A 19,505-nucleotide genomic window follows, 5' to 3' on the forward strand; every position below is an offset into this window, starting at 1 on the left:
TCATGGCGTTCGTCGGTAGCGGACCGGTGGTCGAGGAACTCGACGCGCAATTCTGGCGGGTCGTCGAGCCGCTCGTCTATCACGGTGCGACAGCAGAATTCGTCATCCCTGCGGGCTTCCGCACCGACTTCGCATCGGTGCCAAGGGCTCTGGTCTGGCTGGTGCCGCGATACGGCGTCTACACCCGTGCCGCCATCCTGCACGACTACCTGCGCAGCTCGAATGTGGTGAGTACGGCCGACGCCGACGGCATCTTCCGGCGCTGTCTGCGTGAGTTCCGGGTCTCGGTACCGCGCCGCTACATGATGTGGGCCGCAGTGCGTTTGGACAGTCGCCTTCGTGGCGCGAATCTCGGTGATATCGCACTGGTCGTACTCATCGCCATCCCATCGTCGGTATTCCTCACGATCCCGGTGACCGTGGTGACGGTATTCCTGCTTTTGTTCTGGTTGGTGGAGTTGGTGTTCTGGGTGTTCGCGCGGCTCGGCCGCCGAACCGGCGCGCCGCCGCCCCAGCCGCGGCTGAGAACGGCTTGAACACGGCCGCCCGAGCAGGTCGAACAATCCGGTCCAGAACTCCTTTCAGCTGCCCTAACCGCATGGTTGTTGCCCTGATCGACGAAGTCTCGTTTCCCGGCCCGTCCTGATCTCATTGCACGCCGAGGGATGTCGTTCCTGCCATCGGAAAGTGCAGGAGGACAGCTGGATTCGGGCCATCGGGAACCGTGGCTGCGACCATCCCGCGAACTGGCGAAACCACTTGCCGCAGCTGCCGTATCGGCGGCCCTGTGAGCAATTCGGGTTCGTTGGCGTTCATGACTCCCGGAAAATCGCTGGCCGCATGTGGCGCCTCGTCGATACCGTTGTTGCGCACGTTGAGCCGAGGATGGGAAGGAGGTGGCGATGAGCGAGGATATGTTGATCAGGCATGGGCAGTGGGTGCTGGTTCCGGAGGCCGGGGAGTGGGAACGGGCTGGTCTGGCGGCGTGGCGGCGGCGGGATGCTTTGCGGCGGTCCAATGCCGCGCAGCCGGTTCCCAGTGCGCGGCGGTATCGGCGGAAGGTGAAACATAAAGGGCGGGAGCGGGATTGAGGTTGCTTCCGATGGTCGTGATCGACCCCGTTTCGCGTGCGAAGGCATGTGAAGGCGGGGTTTTTGTTGTTCGCGGGGTTGCTCGAGTCCAGTTCCGGTCCACCGAACCGCCAGCTCCTTCCGGTCCGGATAACTCGTAATCGACTGTGTGACGTGGCCAGGCGATTGCGGGGAGGTCAGGTCGGTGGGCGCAGCGCGGCGAATTCGTCGGTGACCCGGAGCTCGGAGTCGGTGAACCGATAGACCGCCGCGGGGCGTCCACCTGTCCGGCCGGGGGATGCGGTCGCGCCGGTCGGCGTGATCACCTTGCGGCGCGTAAGAACTCGCTGCAGATTCGTGGTGTCGACCTCGTACCCCAGTGCGGCGCAATAAATTTCGCGCAGCGTGGACATAGTGAACCGCTCCGGTGCCAGTGCGAAGGCGATATTGGTGTAGGACAGCTTCGCGGCGAGCCGGGTGCGTGCGTGTTCGACGACCGTGCCGTGATCGAACGACATGCGCGGCAGCTGGGAAACCGGATGCCATGACGTGTCCGAGGGCAGTTGCGGGTCCGCGGTCAGCGGCACCAGACCCAGATAGGCCGAGGCGATCCGGCGCGGTGCGGGCACCCGGTCCGGATTGCTGAATACCGACAGCTGCTCCAGATGCGCCAGCTCGCGCACATCGACCTTCTCGGCGAGCTGGCGGCGGGCCGAGACATTGAGGTCCTCGTCGTCGCGCAGTCGTCCGCCGGGGAGCGACCAGGTGCCCTTCTGTGGGTCGAGTGCGCGCTCCCACAACAGCACCGCGAGTTCACTCCGCTGACCGGGCGGACATGGTCGTATCAGCTCATCTGTCCTGCGCACAGGGCTGCTACCTGCGGTGATTTCGGTGGGGAAGCGCCGAACCTGGAACACCGCGGTAAGCGTTTCGTGGATGGTGTTACTATGGGGCACGTTTTCGATTATAAGTCGAAAACCTGGTTTGGTGCGAATCGGCCGGCATGCGAATAGGCACAAGGGCCGAGCGTACGAGGAGAGGAGCCATCCATGGCGACGACGGGTGTGAAGCTGGCGCCCCCGCTGATGGGGCAGGTATTCGACGGTCCGACCGGATTCGCCGGTGTCGAGGCCACACCGGAGTGGGCGGCCGAGGTCAAGCGCCTCGCCAGGGAGCGCAACGCGACGATTCTCGCGCACAACTACCAGTTGCCCGCGATCCAAGACGTGGCCGACCACGTCGGCGACTCGCTGGCGCTGTCCCGCATCGCGGCCGAGGCGCCCGAGGACACCATCGTCTTCTGCGGTGTGCACTTCATGGCCGAGACGGCCAAGATCCTGAGCCCCGAGAAGACCGTGCTCATTCCGGACCAGCGGGCGGGCTGCTCCCTGGCCGATTCCATCACCGCCGACGAATTGCGAGCCTGGAAGGCCGAATTCCCGAATGCGGTGGTCGTCTCCTACGTGAACACCACCGCCGCGGTGAAGGCGCTCACCGATATCTGCTGCACCTCATCGAATGCCGTCGATGTTGTTGCCTCCATCGATCCGGACCGCGAGGTGCTGTTCCTGCCGGATCAGTTCCTCGGCGCGCACGTCAAGCGGGTCACCGGCCGCGAGAACATGCAGATCTGGGCGGGCGAATGCCACGTACACGCGGGGATCAACGGTGACGAACTGACCGAGCAGGCCCGCACCCACCCAGATGCCGAACTGTTCGTGCACCCCGAATGCGGCTGCGCCACTTCGGCCTTGTACCTCGCGGGCGAGGGCTCGTTCCCGGCCGACCGGGTGCACATTCTGTCGACCGGCGGGATGATCGATGCCGCCAAGGCCGCGAAGTCGAATCAGGTCCTGGTCGCGACCGAGGTCGGCATGCTGCACCAGCTGCGAAAGGCCGCCCCCGGCATCGACTTCCAGGCCGTGAACGATCGTGCGTCCTGCAAGTACATGAAGATGATCACCCCCGCGGCACTGCTCCGCTCGCTCGTGGAGAACACCGACGAGGTGCACGTCGACCTGGAAACCGCCGCGTTGGCTCGCAATTCGGTGCAGCGCATGATCGAAATCGGCAACCCGGGCGGCGGTGAATGAACCGCTGCGATCGGAGCGCGACGTGCGCGCTCGTCCGGAGTGGCGGTGCGGAATGACCGCTGCGCCGCGGATCGACTGGGAAGCCGCCGCCGATCTGATCGTTATCGGTGGCGGTGTCGCCGGGTTGACCGCGGCACGGACGGCATCGCTGCGCGGTCTGCGGGTGCTCATCCTCAGCAAGGGCGGCCCCACAGATACCGCGACCCAGTACGCCCAGGGCGGTATCGCAGTCGTTGCGCCGCATGAGGATTCGGTGGAATCACATGTGCGCGACACGGTCGAGGCCGGTGTCGGACTGTGTGACGAGGCGGCGGTGCGGTCGATCGTCGAAGGCGGTCAGGCCGCGGTCGCCGCACTGACCGACCTGGGCGCGGTCTTCGATCTCGCGCGGGACGGCCAGATTTCGCGAACCCGCGAGGGCGGGCACAGCACGCGACGGATCATCCATGCCGGCGGTGACGCCACCGGCGCCGAGGTGCAGCGTGCGCTGAATGCGGCCGGGTTGCCGATCCTGTTCGGTGCCGCGGCGCTGGAAGTCGTCACCGGGCGGACCGGCGTGCAGGGTGTGATCGCGGTGTCCGAGAACGGATTCGGGGTCGTGCACGCGCCGGCGGTGCTGCTGGCCACCGGCGGGCTCGGTCAGCTGTACGCGCTGAGCACGAATCCGCCGGGTGCCACCGCCGACGGCATCGCGCTCGCGCTGTGGGCCGGTGCGACGGTGGCCGACCTCGAATTCGTGCAATTCCATCCGACGGTGCTCTACACCCCGGGTGGACTGGGCAGGCGGCCGTTGATCAGCGAGGCGGTCCGCGGCGAAGGCGCAACATTGGTTGATTCCGAAGGACATTCGGTGACCGCGGGTGTGCACCCGCGTGGTGATCTGGCACCGCGCGATGTGGTGTCGCGTGCGATCGCCGCACGGATGCGCGCACTCGGTACCGACCATGTCTACCTCGACGCCCGAGCGATCGACCACTTCCCGCAACGTTTTCCGACGATCACCGCATCCTGCCTGGCCGCCGGGATCGATCCGCATACCGATCTCATTCCGGTCGCCCCCGCGGCGCACTATCAATGTGGCGGGGTCGTGACCGACACCCACGGCCGGACCGCGGTTCCCGGTCTGTACGCTGCGGGTGAGGTGGCGCGCACCGGACTGCACGGTGCCAACCGGCTGGCCTCCAACAGTCTGCTCGAGGGGCTGGTGGTCGGTGAGCGGGCCGGGGTGGCCGCCGCCGAACGTCTCGGCGAGGAAGCACACGTGACGGACGTGTCCTTCCATACCATTCCGCGCGCGGCCCGAGCGTTGGTCCAGCAGTCGATGACATCGCATGCCTCTGTGGTCCGCGATGCCGCCGGGCTGGCGGAGGCGGCCGTGCGGTTACGGGATGGGGTGTCGCACTGTGCGGCAAGTCGCTTGCGTGCCGAGTTGACCAGTGCCAGCCAGCGATTCGCGAACGAACTTTCGGTAGTGAGCGACATTTCGGCGCGGGACAGCGCACCGAGCGGTAACGACACCGCAGACCTCAACGCCGCGGCCGCGGCACAACGCATCACCGAATTCGAGGACGCCGCCCTCACCCTCACCGCCCAAGTGCTGCTGCTCGCCGCGGCAGCCCGCACCGAAAGCCGCGGCTCCCACACCCGCTCCGACCACCCGACCCCCGACGACCACCAATGCCACAGCCGCACGGTACGTCTGGGCCCAGAAGGTCACCCCGTCCCAGCCCCGGACGGTCTCGACCTCACCACCTGGACTCAGGACGCCATCCCCAACGCCTCATGATCGAGAACAGGGAATTTCCGCGAATGCTGCGGGTAGTAAGACAAGGAGTGCACTGATGGGACTGGATACCGGCCTGGATCGTGACGAGGTGCTGGCCCTGATTCGCACCGCGCTGGACGAGGATCTGCGCTATGGCCCGGATATCACCACGGCGGCAACGGTTCCCGCCGATGCGGCGGTGAAGGCATCGGTGGTGTCGCGCCAGCCGGGCACGGTGGCCGGGCTCGATGTCGGCCTGCTCGTGCTCGACGAGGTGATCGGTGCGGGCACTTACGAAATCACCGATCGGGTCGCCGACGGCACCCGGGTCGAGCCGGGCCGGTCCGTGCTCGAGCTGGTCGCGCCGACCCGCGGCCTGCTCACCGCCGAACGCACCATGCTCAATCTCGTCTGTCACCTGTCCGGCATCGCGACCGCGACTGCCGCGTGGGTCGACGCGGTCGCCGGCACCAACTGCCGCATTCGCGACAGCCGTAAAACCCTGCCCGGCCTACGTGCCCTACAGAAGTACGCGATCCGCGTCGGCGGTGGCGTCAATCACCGGATGGGTCTCGGCGATGCCGCCCTCATCAAGGACAACCACGTGGTGGCCGCCGGTTCGGTGGTCGCGGCCCTGCGTGCCGTCCGCGAGCTGGCCCCCGATATCGCCTGTGAGGTCGAAGTGGACAGCCTCGAACAACTCGACGCCGTCCTGGCCGAAAACGTCGAACTGGTCCTGCTCGACAACTTCCCCCTGTGGCAGACCCAGGCCGCCGTCCAACGCCGCGATGCCCAGGCCCCCACCACCAAACTCGAATCCTCCGGCGGCCTGACCCTCGCCGACGCCGCCGACTACGCTCGCACCGGCGTCGATTACCTGGCCATCGGCGCCCTGACCCACTCCGTCCGTGTCCTCGACCTCGGCCTGGACATGTAGCAGCGACCTGTCAGGCGGTGAGTTCCCGTTCCAACGGAGTCCGGAAGCGTGGGATGGCGCGAACTCCGCCGTACCAGGTGGCGGTGCGGTCGACTTCGGCTTCGATGAGCGATTCGGCCTCGGCGCCGATATCCTCCAGGAGGCGATAGACGATTTCGCCGTCCTTGCGTTGGGCCCAGCCACCGACTATGCGGCCGTTCCACCATATGGTGGGGCCGACGTTGCCATTGCGGTCGAACAGCATCGGTGCGTGCGAGCCGAGGTACCAGTCGCGCGACTGCCAGCCCATGGGGGTGGGGTCGAGGGCAGGGAGTAGCGCGGTCCAGGGTTCGGGCTCATGGGTCGGGTCCTGGTCGTCGGCGAGTAGCAGGCCGGTGGTGCCGTCGAGATCGACCTCCACCACGTCGAGTTGGGCGAGCGCCTTGCGGACTTCGGTGAGGGTCCAGCCGGTCCACCACTTGATATCGGTGATCGGGGCGGGGCCGAAGGCGTAGAGCCACTGTCGGACGAGTTCGGCGCGGGCCGCATCGGCGGACATGGCCGCAACACCTTGCGGCAGCCAGGTTTCCGTCGGCGCCCAGCTGTATTGGCTGCTCGTCCAACTGCCGTTCGGCCGACCGCGCACGATGCGCCCCTCGGTGCCGAGAATCACGAGCACCCAGGTGGTAATGCTGGTGGGGCGCGAATATGCCTTGTCCGGAGCGGGATTTACCTGCGTGCGCAGCCGGGGCACGTCCTTGCTCAGCTGCGCGCCGGTCGCCGCACCGCGCGCCAAAAGCGCCCTGTGCGTTTCGTCTTCGATATCGGCGAGCCATGCGCGCACATCCCCGTCGATGACACCGGCCTGCTCGATGAATCTGCGGTAGGTGCGACGTTGCTTCTCCGCCAACGCATCCGCGCACGACGCCTGCAATACCGGCAGCAATTCGACCGGTGCGACGAACATGGTGCGCCGCATCGCGAGCAGGCGCAGCAGCGTCCGATCGTCGTACAGGGCCTGCTCGACATGTGTGGGCTCGGCGCTGCGACTGCGCGCGCCCACCGACAGGTACACCGTCGCGGGATCGGTCGCATGCAGTACCACGAGGGAGCGGACGATATCGGCAACATCATCGGTGCGGCACGCCGACGTGAGCCGATGTCGTCGCGCGAGCCGGGCCCGCCGCTCTGCGGTATCAATCGAACGCATATGCGAATAGTAGCGGGCCGATGCAGAACCGCCGCGGATCCTCCCGTGCCGCCTGGCACGCCTACCGCACCGCCTCGATCTCGGTCTGATCGAAATTCCCGTCCGCATTGCCGATCATGATGATGCCGATCCGCACGACCGCATGCGCCTCGGTCGGCTTACCCGCGGCCTTGCTGATCTGCCGCAGCGCATATGCTCGTTCGCCCCGAACGCGGGGTCGCCGACCAGCCGGTTGCAGTTGTCTTCGAACAGGTTGCGCAGCTCGTCGGTCGGGATGTTCTGCGGCACCGGATCGGAGCCGATGAGTCCGGCCACCCGCATCCGCTCGCCGGATCGATGGTGCCGTCGGCCGCTGGGACGAGCACGCAGATGCTCATGCTCGTATCCCGGAACGTGCCGCCACGCAGCTTGTTCTTCACACCGCCGAATTACGCAGGCTGCCAGGCACGCACCAGATCGAGTAGTCCGGGAAATCTCGCGTCGAGATCCTCGATCCGCACCCGGCTGCGGCGTTCCAGCCCGAACTGCCGCTGACGGGTGACGCCGGCCTCCCGCAGCACTCGGAAATGGTGTGTCAGTGTCGATTTCGGCCGATCGACATCGAACCAGCCGCAGGAGCGATCGGTCTCGGGGGATTCGAGCAGCAGTTTTTGCACCATGGTCAGCCGCAGTGGATCGCTGAGCACGCCGAGCACATCCTCGAGCCGCAGCTGGGCACGCGCCGGCTCGGGCAGTGTGGTCGCGACGGTGTCGGTCGATGGCATCGGGTCTCCTGCGGATCGGTTAATTCTTGGTTCGACTTCTATCGTACTAAATGTTAAGTTCGACTCCCATCGTACAAGTACGAGAAATTTCGAACCATGGAGGTTGGGATGATGGCGCTCGCGGTGAAACCGGAACCCGAGGCGCGACGCGACGGTGCGGTGTGGCTGGCGGCCTGGCCGGTGCTCGCGGTCTTCGTGCTCTCGAATGCGCCCACCCCGATCTATGTCGTGTGGCAGCACCGGTTGGGCTTCTCCTCGGGCACATTGACCGCCGTGTTCGCCTGCTACATCGCTGGATTGCTCGGCGCACTGCTGGTCGCGGGCGTGGTCTCGGACCGCACCGGCCGCAAGCCAGTGCTCCTGCCCGCGGTGCTCCTCGCAATGCTCGCCTGCGTCCTGTTCGCCACCGCGAATTCGGTTGCGATACTGATGATCGCGCGCCTGCTTACCGGAATAGCGGTCGGCGCGGCGGTTTCGGCCGGGATGGCGACGGTGACCGATATCGGCGGCCCGGAGCGCAAACGCCTTGCCGCACTTGCGGCCTCATCGGCCATGGTGCTCGGTGCGGGCTTCGGTCCGTTGCTGGCGGGTCTGCTGTCACAGTTGGTTCCCGGCCCGACCGTCACCATCTTTATAGTCGAAATGGTCCTGCTCGCTACGGCTTTCGTGGTCGTAGCACGGCTTGATCTGCCCAAGGGGGCGCGCAGACGCGGCCCTTGGATCCGCATCCCCGCTGTCGCGACCGGTGGCCGTACGGCTGTACGGCTCGGCATCGCGGTATTCGCGCCGGGCATTACCGCGACATCGTTCGTGCTCTCGCTCGGTCCCTCGCTGCTGTCGAACCTGTTGGGCGCCACCAACCGAGTGCTCGCGGGCGGACTGGCCTTCGTCATGTTCCTCGGCGCCACCGGCATCCAATTCGCGGTGCGGCGGCTGCGCCTGCGCACGATCCTGCTCGGTGGCACGGCAGCCACCCTGCTGAGCATGATTACCCTGGTCGCGGCGCTGCGGCTGTCGTCGATCGCGTTCTTCGCCGCCGCCGCGATCCTCGCGGGCATCGGTCAGGGCATGGGCCAGTTCGGCGGTCTCACGGCCATCAGCGCGAGCGTGCCCGCCGATCGGCTCGCCGAGGCCAATGCAGCCCAGAATGTCGGCGGTTATCTGCCCGCCGCCGTGCTCCCGCTGTCGGCCGGATTCCTCAGTGACGCAATCGGTCTGCCAGCGGGTGCGACGACCTTCGCGGGCATTGTCGGTGCGGCCGCGATGCTCGGCGCGGTATTCGTCGCGACTCACCCCGTCACAGCGACCGGACGGCGATAGTCACATGTCATCATTCCAGGATGAGACACCTGCTGCTGGCGCTCGGCTGTGCGCTGTTCGCCGCGGTGTCGACGACTAGCCTTGTCGCGTCGCCCGTATCGGCCGAACCGGACTGCGCGGTCCACATGGACGTCCGGATGGTGAGCCTGATGGTGGACGGCGAGGAGGCCACCGGCCGCATATATGAACCGTATCGCTGTGCGGCGGGCGATCTGACGCCGCGCGACCTGGTCGTCGCGGTCCACGGCCACAACGGCAGCTCCGCCGACTTCGCCGAATATCTGACCTCGATCGCCCGCCGCACCGCGACCCCGATCCTGTCCATGGACGCCCGCAGCGCGATCAGCGTCTGGCGCACCGGTGACTGGAATCTGTGGGCGGGCTGGCGCGATATTGTCACCGCCACCCAGTGGTACCAGAACGAGCATCCGACCATCGGCCGCACCGTGCTGTGGGGCTGGAGTCAGGGCGGCACCATGAGCGGACTCGCGGCAGCGTACGCTCCGCACGGACTTTTCGACTACTGGGTCGACAATTACGGTCCCGCCGATGATTTCAGCATGTGGGTCGCCGCGGCGGGCATCGATCCAGCACTGCCCGCCCAGATCGAACGCGATGCGGGCGACTGCGTCCCAACGGTCTGTCCGCTGGCGTATGCCCAACGTTCGCCCGCTCTGCTTGCCGCTCGGATGAGCGTCAAACGCGCCTTTCTCATCCACGGCACGGCCGACGATGTGGTGCCGTACCCGGCGACCTTGGAAATGCGGGCCGGACTGCTCGCCGCGGGTAAGCCCACCTCGATGTACACGATCGTCACCGGCCGCGACCTGTACGGCGCCGTGGTCCCCGGCGATCACAGCATCGGTCCCGCGTACTTCGAGGGCGGCTGCGTGGTCGAGCGCCTGCTGCTCGGCACGGAACCCGTCGACGGACCCGACCGCGACTATCTGGTCGACGTCGCCCGCGGCATCGTGACCGCCCCACCGGCCCCGCCGAACGCCAAATGCGCGGCCTAGGGAACACCTGTCGATGCGGTGTGGTTCATTGGGGCAGAACCGGACACTAGGAGAGGTGCAATGAAGCCGAATGATCCCGCGTACCACTGGAACGGCGCGGAATTGGACCTCGACGCGTACCTGGCTCGCATCGGCTACAGCGGCGACCGCACCCCGACGCCGGCCACCCTGCGCGCGCTCGTCTACGCACACACCACCACGATCCCGTTCGAGAATCTGGAGTCCATTCTCGGCCGCCCGGTGCCGCTGGATCTGGAATCGTTGCAGGACAAGATGATCCGGCACCAGCGCGGCGGCTATTGCTATGAGAACGTCGGCCTGTTCGCCGCCGCGCTGGAACGGCTCGGCTTCGGGGTGACCGGACTCAGCGGCCGGGTCACCATGGGGGTATCCGACGGTCTGCGCCCGGCCACCCACGCCCTGCTGCGCGTCACCACCAGCGATGACGATCGCGTCTGGATCTGCGATGTCGGTTTCGGCTCCGGACCGCTCGCGCCCTATGAACTGGTCGAGGGCGGCGAATTCGCGCTCGGCGACTGGCGGTTCCGGCTCGAGCGCGGCACCGGTGAACTCGACAGCGACCGGTGGGTGCTGCACCAGTTCGGCCGCGACGGCTGGATCGACCGCTACACCTTCACGCTGAACCCGCAGTACCGCATCGATTTCGCGGTCGGCAACCACTTCGTGTCCACCGCGCCGCGGTCGCCGTTCACCACCCGGCCGTTCGTACAGCGCTTCCTCCCGGACGTCCACCACGTCCTGGACGGCCTCACCCTCATCACCGAGTATCCGAACGGCTCCAGCGAAACCCGCGAGCTCGAACCCGCCGAACTTCCGAAAATCCTCGCCGAGGTCTTCGATATCGAGCTCTCCGAACCCGACGCCATCGCCCTCGCTCGAGGTCCCTGGCTCGCCTGAAACAGCTCCGTGTCGGCTACCCGGGCTGATCACTATCGGCCATTAGAGTCGGCTAGGTGCGTTCATACCGGAATCTTCTCGTTCTGTTCGCAGCCTCCGCGATGGCCCTGGGTTGCAGCTCGGGGCCGGACCAGCCCGACACTGTCGCCGGGCAGTTCGCCGCTGCGCTCAGCCGGGACGATATCGCCGCGGCCGCCGCACTCACCGACGATCCGACCAAGGCGTCGGATGCGCTGGGCAAGCTCTACGACGGGCTCGGCAAGAACGTGGAATTCGAGGTCCGCAAAGTGGACAAGAACTCCTTCACCCTCGCCGCCACCTGGAAGTTCGGCAAGGACGGCAAGAACGCGTGGAGCTACACCACCACCGGTTCCGCCGGCGAATCCGGCGGCGGCTGGAAGATCAAATGGGATCCCGATGCCATCGCACCCGGTCTCGCGCTCGGCCCGCTGAGCTATGCGAACACCTATCCGAAGCCGGCGCGCGTTCTGGACGCATCGGGCGGTGAGTTGATGACCGAGCAGGTCGTCACCCTGGTGAACGTTGCCCCCGGTGCCGACACCGCCGCGCTCGCAGCCCTGCTCGCACCGGTCGCCGCGGATATCACCGCACAGTCGTTGCAATCGGACCTGGCTGCGGCACAGGGCAAGCCGATCATTGCAGTCACCCTGCGCGACACCGATATCGCCCCGATCCAGACGGCGTTGGCCGCGGTTGCGGGTGTCACTCTCACGCCGCAGACCCGCCTGCTCGCCACCGATAAATCCCTCGCGTCACCCGTGCTGTCCGGCCTGGCCGATCTGTGGCAGAGCTCCGCCGACGCAGCGGCGGGCTGGGCGGTGCGGGCGCAGACCGCCGACGGCACCGAACGCGTCGCCGGTCAGGATCCGAAACCCACCGCGGATATCGTGACCACCCTCGACACAGATCTGCTGCGCTACGCGGAGAGCGCATTGATGCCGATCACCCAGCCCGCCGCTATCGTCGCACTGCAACCCTCCACCGGGAAGGTGCTCGCCGTCGCGCAGAACGCGGCCGCCGACGCCCAGGGACCGATCGCGCTCACCGGCCTGTATCCACCCGGTTCGACCTTCAAGACCGTCACGGTCTCCGCCGCACTGCAATCCGGCGCGGTGACGCCCGACACCGTGCTGCCGTGCCCGGCCACCGCCAATATCGAGGGCCGTAGCATCCCCAACGATAACAACTTCGACCTCGGCAATGTCGCGCTGCACACCGCCTTCGCCCAGTCGTGCAACACCACCATGGGCCAACTCGCGGCGAATCTCGCACCGAACGGACTGACCGATGCCGCAGCGCAACTCGGCCTCGGCATCGACTTCGTCACACCCGGGCTGACCACCGTCACCGGCAAGGTGCCGACCGCGGACTCTCCGGCGCTGCGGGTGGAGTCCGGTATCGGCCAGGGCAAGGTGACGGCCTCACCGTTCGGGATGGCGCTGGTCGCCGCATCCATCGCGCGCGGATCGCTGCCGCTGCCGATGGTCGTCAACGGGCAGCCCGGTGTCGCCGACCGCACCCCGGCGCCGCTCCCGCCGGCCACCGATGAGCAGCTGAAAACCATGATGCGCGAAACCATTACCGGCGGCACTGCCACCGCGCTGCGCGACATTTCGGGCCTGATCGGCAAGACGGGCACCGCCGAGTACATCGATGACAAGCACGCGCACGGCTGGTTCGTCGGCATCGACGGTGACCTGGCCTTCGCCGTCTTGGTCAGCGATGCGAACAGTTCGGGGCCGGCCGTGCAGGCCGCGGGTCGTATGCTGCGTTCGGGTCGATGAGCGACACCTGAATCCGCACGGCATGAGCATTCGGCGCGGTGTGGGCGGCGAATATACCCCCGCAGCCGTGTGCCGAGGATTGCCCCCCGCTACACTCGTCGGCGGAACGCGTTGATGGTCAATACGCGTGATGTCACGATTTCGAGAAGGTTCGGAGTAGGCGCCATCGATACCGGTCAATTGATCGCGGAGCACTACCGCCTGGTCGAGCGGATTGGTAGCGGCGGCACAGGTGTGGTTTGGCGTGCCATCGACGAACGCCTGCAGCGCTCGGTCGCGGTGAAGCAGATCCATATCAAGCCGAGCCTGCCCGAAGCCGAGCGCGATGTGGTGCGTCAGCGGGCGATCCGCGAGGCCCGCAATGCGGCGCGCTTCCAGCATCCGAACGCGATTGTGGTCTTCGATATCACCGAGCACAACGGCGATCCGTGCCTGGTGATGGAGTATATGAAGTCGAAGAGTCTGGCGGGCGTGATCTCCGCGCAGGGCATGCTGCCGCTGACCCAGGTCGCGCGGATCGGCGAACAGGTCGCCGCGGCGCTCATCGCCGCGCATCACGCCGGAATCGTGCACCGCGATGTCAAACCGGGCAATATCCTGCTCGACGACACCGGCACCGTGAAGATCACCGACTTCGGCATCTCCCGCGCCACCGGTGACGTCACCCTCACCGAGACGGGTCTGATCTGCGGGACCGCGGCGTATCTCGCACCGGAGGTCGCGCGCGGCTCCGACCCGACGCCCGCCGCCGACGTATTCGCCTTGGGCGCAACGCTTTTCCACGCACTGGAGGGTGAACCGCCGTACGGTGCCAGCGCCAATCCACTCGCCGTGCTCTACGCCGCGGCGAACGGCCAGGTGAGCGAACCGCGGAATGCGGGCCCCGCGACCGACTTCCTGCTGGATCTGCTGAGCCCGGAACCCGCGGACCGGCCGACCATGCGTGCGGCTCGCGAATATCTTTCCGCACTCTCCGATCCCGGTTCCGGACCGGTGCCCGCCGGATTCGTGCCCGCCAGTGAGGCTTTCGGTCGCCACGGCGAATCCGCGACCCGTGCGCTGCGCCCGCCCGCGAATCCGATGCCGGAACATCAGCCGACCGCGCGGCAGCCACGTCCAGCGCCGCCGCCGCGAAATTCCGTCCGCCCCAATAACTCCGGTGGTGCGTCGCATCCGGGAACCGCATCGCATCCCAGAACCGCGGCACATCCGCAGACGGCCACACAGCCGCGCCCGGCGCCGCGCAAGTCCGGTGGTAAGCGCAAGGCAGTACTGGTCGGCGCGACCATCGGCGCGGTGGTGGCCGTCGTGGCCATCCTGATCGGTGTGCTGAATCAGTCGGGCGGCAATACGCCGGCGGTGCAAGCGAGTCCGCCCGCATCGTCTGCGTCGTCGGGTGCGACCAGTTCCACGGCTGCCGCGGGCCCGGTGGGCCGGACGAAGAGCGTTGGCCAGGCCGACGTACGGAAATCCATTGATCAAGTAGTGGACTTCTACAACAACCTTTCCCGTCTCAGGGTCGCCGATGCATGGAAACAGTTGACCCCTGCTGCCCAGCAGGTCTACGGCAGCCAACAAGCCTTCCAGGACTACTGGACGCAGAATCGAGTCATGGACTTCAACACCGTTGGTGCGGCCGGTGGCGGTATAGGTACCAACCCAGACGGTTCGGTGGACATCGATGTGGCCAGCGTGACCTATGGGAGCCAGAACAGGTCGGTGACGCTTCGGTTGATCAACCCCGGCAGCGGGTCTCCGCTAATTGACAGCGACACCCATTAACGCGAGTGTCTAGATTCGGCCAGGGTGCCAGCCGGACATCGTGATGTGGTGAGCTGACCGGATCGTCGCTGATAGTGACTGATGCCGGCGCGATATTGATGTCGGCGCCGCCAGGTGGAGTGGTGCCGGCGATGGCCGAGGGGCTCGCCGACCAGTAGGACGTCGTCGCCACGGACATCCTGATAGGGCGACTCGAGCCAGCGGTGGACGAGGATCCTCGCCGAACCGATGATCATCGAGCGCCTCGCCACGGCCTGACACCCGCCTGCGCTGGGTCCGTATCCGGACCGGGGCCGGCGGCGGTACTCCGCGACACATCCGGCGACCGCCGCGGATAACGGGTGGCACCGGACCGATAGGCTGGTAGCTGGAGCGGAGCGGAGAATACCGACCGCTCGGCGTCGGGCACGGCGTCCATGGATCAGGACAGACAGGATCGCAGACCTCATGACATCCCGCATCGAGCTCGCCCGCGTCGATCTGCGCGGCCGTACTCCCTCCGCCGCCGAGCTGCGCACCGCGCTGCCGCGCGGGGGAGTCGACGTGGACTCGGTGCTACATCAGGTGCGACCGGTGGTGGAGGCGATCCGGGACCGCGGGGTCGCGGCGGCGCTGGAGTTCAGCGAGCAGTTCGACGGCGTGATTCCGGCCAGCGTGCGGGTCGCGGCGGCTGAACTCGATGCCGCGTTGGAGAAGCTGGATCCGGCCGTCCGTACCGCACTCGAGGTCGCGATTGAACGGACCCGCACCGTGCACGCCGACCAGCGACGCACCGATACCACCACCGAGGTCGTGCCCGGTGGCACGGTCACCGAGCGGTGGGTGCCGGTAGAGCGGGTGGGGCTCTATGTGCCCGGCGGCAATGCCGTCTACCCGTCGAGCGTCGTGATGAATGTGGTGCCCGCGCAGGCCGCCGGTGTCGACTCGCTGGTGGTTGCCTCACCGCCGCAGGTGCAGTTCGGCGGGTTGCCGCACCCGACCATCCTGGCGGCCGCGAAGCTGCTCGGGGTCGAGGAAGTGTGGGCTGTCGGTGGTGCGCAGGCCGTCGCGTTGCTGTCCTACGGCGGTATCGATACCGATGGCGCGCAGCTCGAGCCGGTCGACCTGATCACCGGTCCCGGCAATATCTTCGTGACCGCCGCCAAGCGCCTGTGCCGCGGCCTGGTTGGCATCGATGCCGAGGCCGGCCCCACCGAAATCGCGATCCTGGCTGATGCCACCGCCGATCCGGTGCACGTCGCCGCCGATCTGATCAGTCAGGCCGAACATGATGTGCTCGCGGCCAGCGTGCTGGTTACCGATAGCGTCGAACTCGCCGATGCGGTGGACGCCGCGCTCACCACTCAGATGACGGTGGTCAAACACGCGCATCGGGTACGGGAGGCTTTGTTCGGCAAGCAGTCCGGCACCGTGCTCGTCGACGATATCGAGCAGGGCCTGCGGGTGGTGAACGCCTACGCCGCCGAACACCTGGAGATCCAGACCGCTGATGCACCGGGCGTCGCGGCCCGCGTGCGCAGTGCCGGCGCGATCTTCGTCGGTCCGTACGCCCCGGTCAGCCTGGGCGACTACTGCGCGGGCTCCAATCACGTACTACCGACGGCGGGTTGCGCGCGCCACTCCTCGGGCCTGAGCGTGCAGACCTTCCTGCGCGGTATCCACGTTGTCGAATACACTCGGGCCGCACTCGAAGATGTCGCCGGTCACGTGGTGGCCCTGGCCAATGCCGAGGACCTGCCCGCACATGGCCAGGCCGTACAAGCACGATTCGAGGCACTGGCATGAATCCCGAGATCACCGTGCCCGGCTCCGACATCAGCCTGGACGATTTGCCGTTGCGCGCGAATCTGCGCGGTAAAAAGCCTTACGGCGCACCGCAATTGACGGTGCCAGTGCAACTCAACACCAATGAGAACCCGCACCCGCCGAGCCGGGCCCTCGTCGACGACGTCGCCGAATCCATTCGCGCCGCGGCCACCGACCTGCACCGTTACCCGGACCGTGACGCCGTCGCGCTGCGCACCGACCTGGCCGAATACCTGACCCACCAAACCGGCGTCGCGGTGCATACCGCGAATGTCTGGGCGGCCAACGGCTCCAACGAAATCCTGCAGCAGCTGCTGCAGGCCTTCGGCGGACCCGGCCGCAGCGCACTGGGTTTCGTGCCGTCGTACTCGATGCACCCGATCATCTCCGAGGGCATCGATACCGAATGGGTCGAGGCGAAGCGCAATGCCGACTTCTCCCTCGATATCGACTACGCACTCACCGTCATCGCCGAGCGCCGACCCGATGTGGTCTTCGTGACCAGACCCAATAACCCAACCGGGCACAGCATTCCGCTGGCCGACCTGGCCAGGATCCTGGCCGCCGCACCGGGAATCGTGGTCGTCGACGAGGCATACGGCGAATTTTCCGCCGAGCCGAGCGCGATCGCCCTGATCGACCGGTATCCGACGAAACTCGTGGTCAGCCGCACCATGAGCAAGGCCTTCGCCTTCGCGGGCGGCCGACTCGGTTATCTGGTGGCCGCTCCCGCGGTGATCGACGCGATGCTGCTGGTGCGGTTGCCGTATCACCTGTCGGTGGTCACCCAGGCCGCCGCCCGCGCGGCCCTGCGCCACGCCGATGAAACCCTCGCCAGTGTCGCCGAACTGGCGGCACAGCGGGACCGCGTCGCGGAAGCATTGGGCGCCATCGGTTTCGAGGTGATCCCCAGTGATGCCAACTTCCTGCTCTTCGGTCGTTTCACCGACGCCCCGCGCGCCTGGCAGCACTATCTGGACCGCGGCGTGCTGATCCGCGATGTCGGCATCACAGGATATCTGCGCGTCACCATCGGTCTCGCCGCCGAGAACGACGAATTCCTGCGCGTCAGTGCCACCTTGGCCGACACCGGCCTCACCATTCGATGAATCCGCCTGTGGAGGAAGTAACGATGAATCGCACCGCGCGGGTGGAGCGCGTCACCAAGGAATCGAATATCGTCGTCGAACTGGACTTGGACGGCACCGGCAAGACCGATATCGCCACTGGTGTCCCGTTCTACGACCACATGCTGACCGCGCTCGGCGCACACGCCAGCTTCGATCTGACGGTGCGCGCCGAGGGGGATATCGAGATCGAGGCGCATCACACCGTCGAGGACACCGCCATCGTCTTGGGCCAGGCGCTGGGGAAGGCACTGGGCGACAAGTCCGGCATCCGTCGTTTCGGTGATGCGTTCATTCCGATGGACGAGACGATGGCGCATGCCGCGGTGGATGTATCCGGCCGCCCGTACTGCGTGCACACCGGCGAACCCGATCACCTGCTGCACACGGTGATTCCCGGTTCCGGACCCGGCGCACCGTATTCCACCGTGCTCAACCGGCACGTATTCGAATCGATCGCGCTGAACGCCCGCATCGCCCTGCACGTGCGGGTGCTGTACGGCCGTGACCAGCACCACATTACCGAGGCCGAATTCAAGGCGGTGGCGCGGGCATTGCGCGCCGCCGTCGAACTGGATCCGCGGGTGAGCGGTGTCCCGTCGACGAAGGGGACACTGTGACAACCAAATCCGTCGCTCTGCTCGACTACGGCTCCGGCAACCTGCATTCCGCATATCGCGCGCTGATCCGCGCGGGTGCGAATGTCGAGGTGACCGCGGATGCTGGGATCGCGCTGGCCGCCGATGGGCTCGTCGTGCCCGGCGTCGGTGCCTTCGCCGCGTGCATGGCCGGACTGCGCGAAGTGAAAGGGGAACGCATCATCGGTCAGCGGCTGGCCGGCGGTCGCCCGGTGCTCGGTATCTGTGTCGGCATGCAGATCCTGTTCGAGCGTGGGGTGGAGTTCGGTGTGGAAACCGAAGGATGCGCGGAATGGCCGGGTGTGGTCGAGCGGCTGTCCGCGCCTGTGCTCCCGCACATGGGTTGGAACACCGTGTCCGCTCCGTCCGACAGTGTTCTGTTCGCTGGAATGGCCAGCGATACCCGTTTCTATTTCGTGCATTCCTATGCCGCGCAGACCTGGGACCTGCCACCGAGTGAACACTTCGCCGCGCCGAAACTCACCTGGGCCGAACACGGCGTCCCATTTCTGGCGGCCGTCGAGAACGGGCCGCTGTCGGCGACGCAGTTTCATCCCGAAAAGTCCGGTGATGCGGGCGCACAGTTGCTCCGCAATTGGGTGAACTCGCTGTAAACACCCGCTGGCCAGGCGATTTGACATCATGCACGCCGGTAAGTAACTTTATCCAAGTCAGAGCGACACGGACACCGACCCGGAGCCGAATGGCCTGGGAAACGAGGTAGGACGAGGAGCGCCTGACGATCACACTAGCTCGAACGGATCCTGATTTTGTTTCAGGAGACGGCTGAGCTAAGCTTCATCAAGTTGCCTCACTGAAGCCCCGGATTTATGTCGGAGTGAATGTGTGTGCGTGTGTTCTTTGAGAACTCAATAGTGTGTCGATGAATGTCAGTGCCAAATATTTTTGGTTCCGGCCTCTCATACCCCCCGTGTGTTGGGGTCGGGCATTTAGTCAGCAATTATTTTTGCTGGCGTTTGATTTGCTGGGTTTTCGGACTCTAGTTACAGATATTTCTGATTCACTCCTTTGGGGTGTTTCGTGAGTCTTCAACGGAGAGTTTGATCCTGGCTCAGGACGAACGCTGGCGGCGTGCTTAACACATGCAAGTCGAGCGGTAAGGCCCTTCGGGGTACACGAGCGGCGAACGGGTGAGTAACACGTGGGTGATCTGCCCTGTACTTCGGGATAAGCTTGGGAAACTGGGTCTAATACCGGATATGACCATGGGATGCATGTCTTGTGGTGGAAAGATTTATCGGTGCAGGATGGGCC

At 66.2% G+C, this 19,505-nt stretch carries 17 protein-coding genes and 1 rRNA gene; 15 read left to right on the forward strand and 3 right to left on the reverse strand.

The genetic code is table 11. From position 1 onward, the window contains the following. Nucleotides 1–2 precede the first annotated feature (2 nt). Together AB0J29_RS27055 and AB0J29_RS27060 are read left to right on the forward strand one after the other, a co-directional pair. Nucleotides 3–536, forward strand: coding sequence for a DUF1353 domain-containing protein (locus AB0J29_RS27055; RefSeq protein ID WP_364792031.1), 534 nt, complete (start codon nt 3–5; stop codon nt 534–536). Between the two features lie 366 nt (nt 537–902). Next, complete coding sequence (locus tag AB0J29_RS27060) at nt 903–1,091, forward strand: hypothetical protein (RefSeq protein ID WP_364792034.1); 189 nt, start codon at nt 903–905, stop codon at nt 1,089–1,091. A 176-nt stretch (nt 1,092–1,267) separates the two neighbouring features. Here AB0J29_RS27060 and AB0J29_RS27065 read toward each other — a convergent pair whose 3' ends face one another. Further along, on the reverse strand, nt 1,268–2,026 hold the full coding sequence (locus AB0J29_RS27065) for an NUDIX domain-containing protein (protein WP_364792037.1): 759 nt from the start codon (nt 2,024–2,026) through the stop codon (nt 1,268–1,270). Between the two features lie 93 nt (nt 2,027–2,119). On the opposite strand from AB0J29_RS27065, the gene nadA reads away from it, so the two are divergent. From nadA to nadC, 3 genes are read left to right on the forward strand one after another with little or no spacing between them, the layout of a single operon-like run. After that, on the forward strand, nt 2,120–3,163 hold the full coding sequence (gene nadA / locus AB0J29_RS27070) for a quinolinate synthase NadA (protein WP_364792040.1): 1,044 nt from the start codon (nt 2,120–2,122) through the stop codon (nt 3,161–3,163). A 52-nt stretch (nt 3,164–3,215) separates the two neighbouring features. Next, entirely contained in the window at nt 3,216–4,949 is a 1,734-nt protein-coding gene (locus tag AB0J29_RS27075) for an L-aspartate oxidase (protein ID WP_364792043.1), read from the forward strand. Between the two features lie 55 nt (nt 4,950–5,004). Beyond that, on the forward strand, nt 5,005–5,865 hold the full coding sequence (nadC, locus tag AB0J29_RS27080; protein WP_364792046.1) for a carboxylating nicotinate-nucleotide diphosphorylase: 861 nt from the start codon (nt 5,005–5,007) through the stop codon (nt 5,863–5,865). Nucleotides 5,866–5,875: 10 nt separating this feature from the next. On the opposite strand, the gene AB0J29_RS27085 is transcribed toward nadC, so the two are convergent. Both AB0J29_RS27085 and AB0J29_RS27090 read right to left on the reverse strand, forming a co-directional pair. Next, nucleotides 5,876–7,054 (reverse strand): winged helix DNA-binding domain-containing protein, encoded by a 1,179-nt coding sequence (locus AB0J29_RS27085; protein ID WP_364792049.1) that lies wholly within the window; start codon nt 7,052–7,054, stop codon nt 5,876–5,878. A gap of 428 nt (nt 7,055–7,482) precedes the next feature. Further along, complete coding sequence (locus AB0J29_RS27090) at nt 7,483–7,818, reverse strand: ArsR family transcriptional regulator (RefSeq protein ID WP_364792052.1); 336 nt, start codon at nt 7,816–7,818, stop codon at nt 7,483–7,485. 96 nt (nt 7,819–7,914) lie between these two features. Here AB0J29_RS27090 and AB0J29_RS27095 point away from each other — a divergent pair, with 96 nt between their 5' ends. The 10 genes from AB0J29_RS27095 to AB0J29_RS27140 all read left to right on the forward strand — a co-directional run. Further along, nucleotides 7,915–9,138 carry an MFS transporter gene (locus AB0J29_RS27095; protein ID WP_364792055.1) on the forward strand — a complete coding sequence of 408 codons (1,224 nt, stop codon included), beginning with the start codon at nt 7,915–7,917 and terminating at the stop codon, nt 9,136–9,138. 20 nt (nt 9,139–9,158) lie between these two features. Next, nucleotides 9,159–10,154 (forward strand): prolyl oligopeptidase family serine peptidase, encoded by a 996-nt coding sequence (locus AB0J29_RS27100; protein WP_364792058.1) that lies wholly within the window; start codon nt 9,159–9,161, stop codon nt 10,152–10,154. Between the two features lie 60 nt (nt 10,155–10,214). After that, a complete protein-coding gene (locus AB0J29_RS27105; protein ID WP_364792061.1) occupies nt 10,215–11,072 on the forward strand; it encodes an arylamine N-acetyltransferase in 858 nt (285 codons plus the stop codon). Between the two features lie 101 nt (nt 11,073–11,173). Beyond that, nucleotides 11,174–12,877: a penicillin-binding transpeptidase domain-containing protein gene (locus AB0J29_RS27110; protein ID WP_364792092.1), complete on the forward strand. Its 1,704-nt coding sequence runs from the start codon at nt 11,174–11,176 to the stop codon at nt 12,875–12,877. 114 nt (nt 12,878–12,991) lie between these two features. Next, nucleotides 12,992–14,659: a protein kinase gene (locus AB0J29_RS27115; RefSeq protein WP_364792065.1), complete on the forward strand. Its 1,668-nt coding sequence runs from the start codon at nt 12,992–12,994 to the stop codon at nt 14,657–14,659. A 447-nt stretch (nt 14,660–15,106) separates the two neighbouring features. Next, nucleotides 15,107–16,444 carry a histidinol dehydrogenase gene (gene hisD / locus AB0J29_RS27120; protein ID WP_364792068.1) on the forward strand — a complete coding sequence of 446 codons (1,338 nt, stop codon included), beginning with the start codon at nt 15,107–15,109 and terminating at the stop codon, nt 16,442–16,444. Beyond that, the gene (locus tag AB0J29_RS27125) at nt 16,441–17,574 is read left to right on the forward strand and encodes a histidinol-phosphate transaminase (RefSeq protein ID WP_364792071.1); all 1,134 of its coding nucleotides are present in this window, start codon (nt 16,441–16,443) and stop codon (nt 17,572–17,574) included. Before hisD ends, AB0J29_RS27125 begins: the two co-directional genes overlap by 4 nt. A gap of 23 nt (nt 17,575–17,597) precedes the next feature. Beyond that, complete coding sequence (gene hisB / locus AB0J29_RS27130; RefSeq protein ID WP_364792074.1) at nt 17,598–18,212, forward strand: imidazoleglycerol-phosphate dehydratase HisB; 615 nt, start codon at nt 17,598–17,600, stop codon at nt 18,210–18,212. Next, nucleotides 18,209–18,844, forward strand: coding sequence for an imidazole glycerol phosphate synthase subunit HisH (hisH, locus tag AB0J29_RS27135; RefSeq protein WP_364792077.1), 636 nt, complete (start codon nt 18,209–18,211; stop codon nt 18,842–18,844). The genes hisB and hisH overlap by 4 nt, the downstream gene beginning before the upstream one ends. A 435-nt stretch (nt 18,845–19,279) precedes the next feature. Further along, nucleotides 19,280–19,505 (forward strand): 16S ribosomal RNA (locus AB0J29_RS27140); the annotation flags it as partial.

It is taken from the genome of Nocardia sp. NPDC049707 (assembly GCF_040674855.1).
Taxonomy (GTDB): Bacteria; Actinomycetota; Actinomycetes; order Mycobacteriales; family Mycobacteriaceae; genus Nocardia.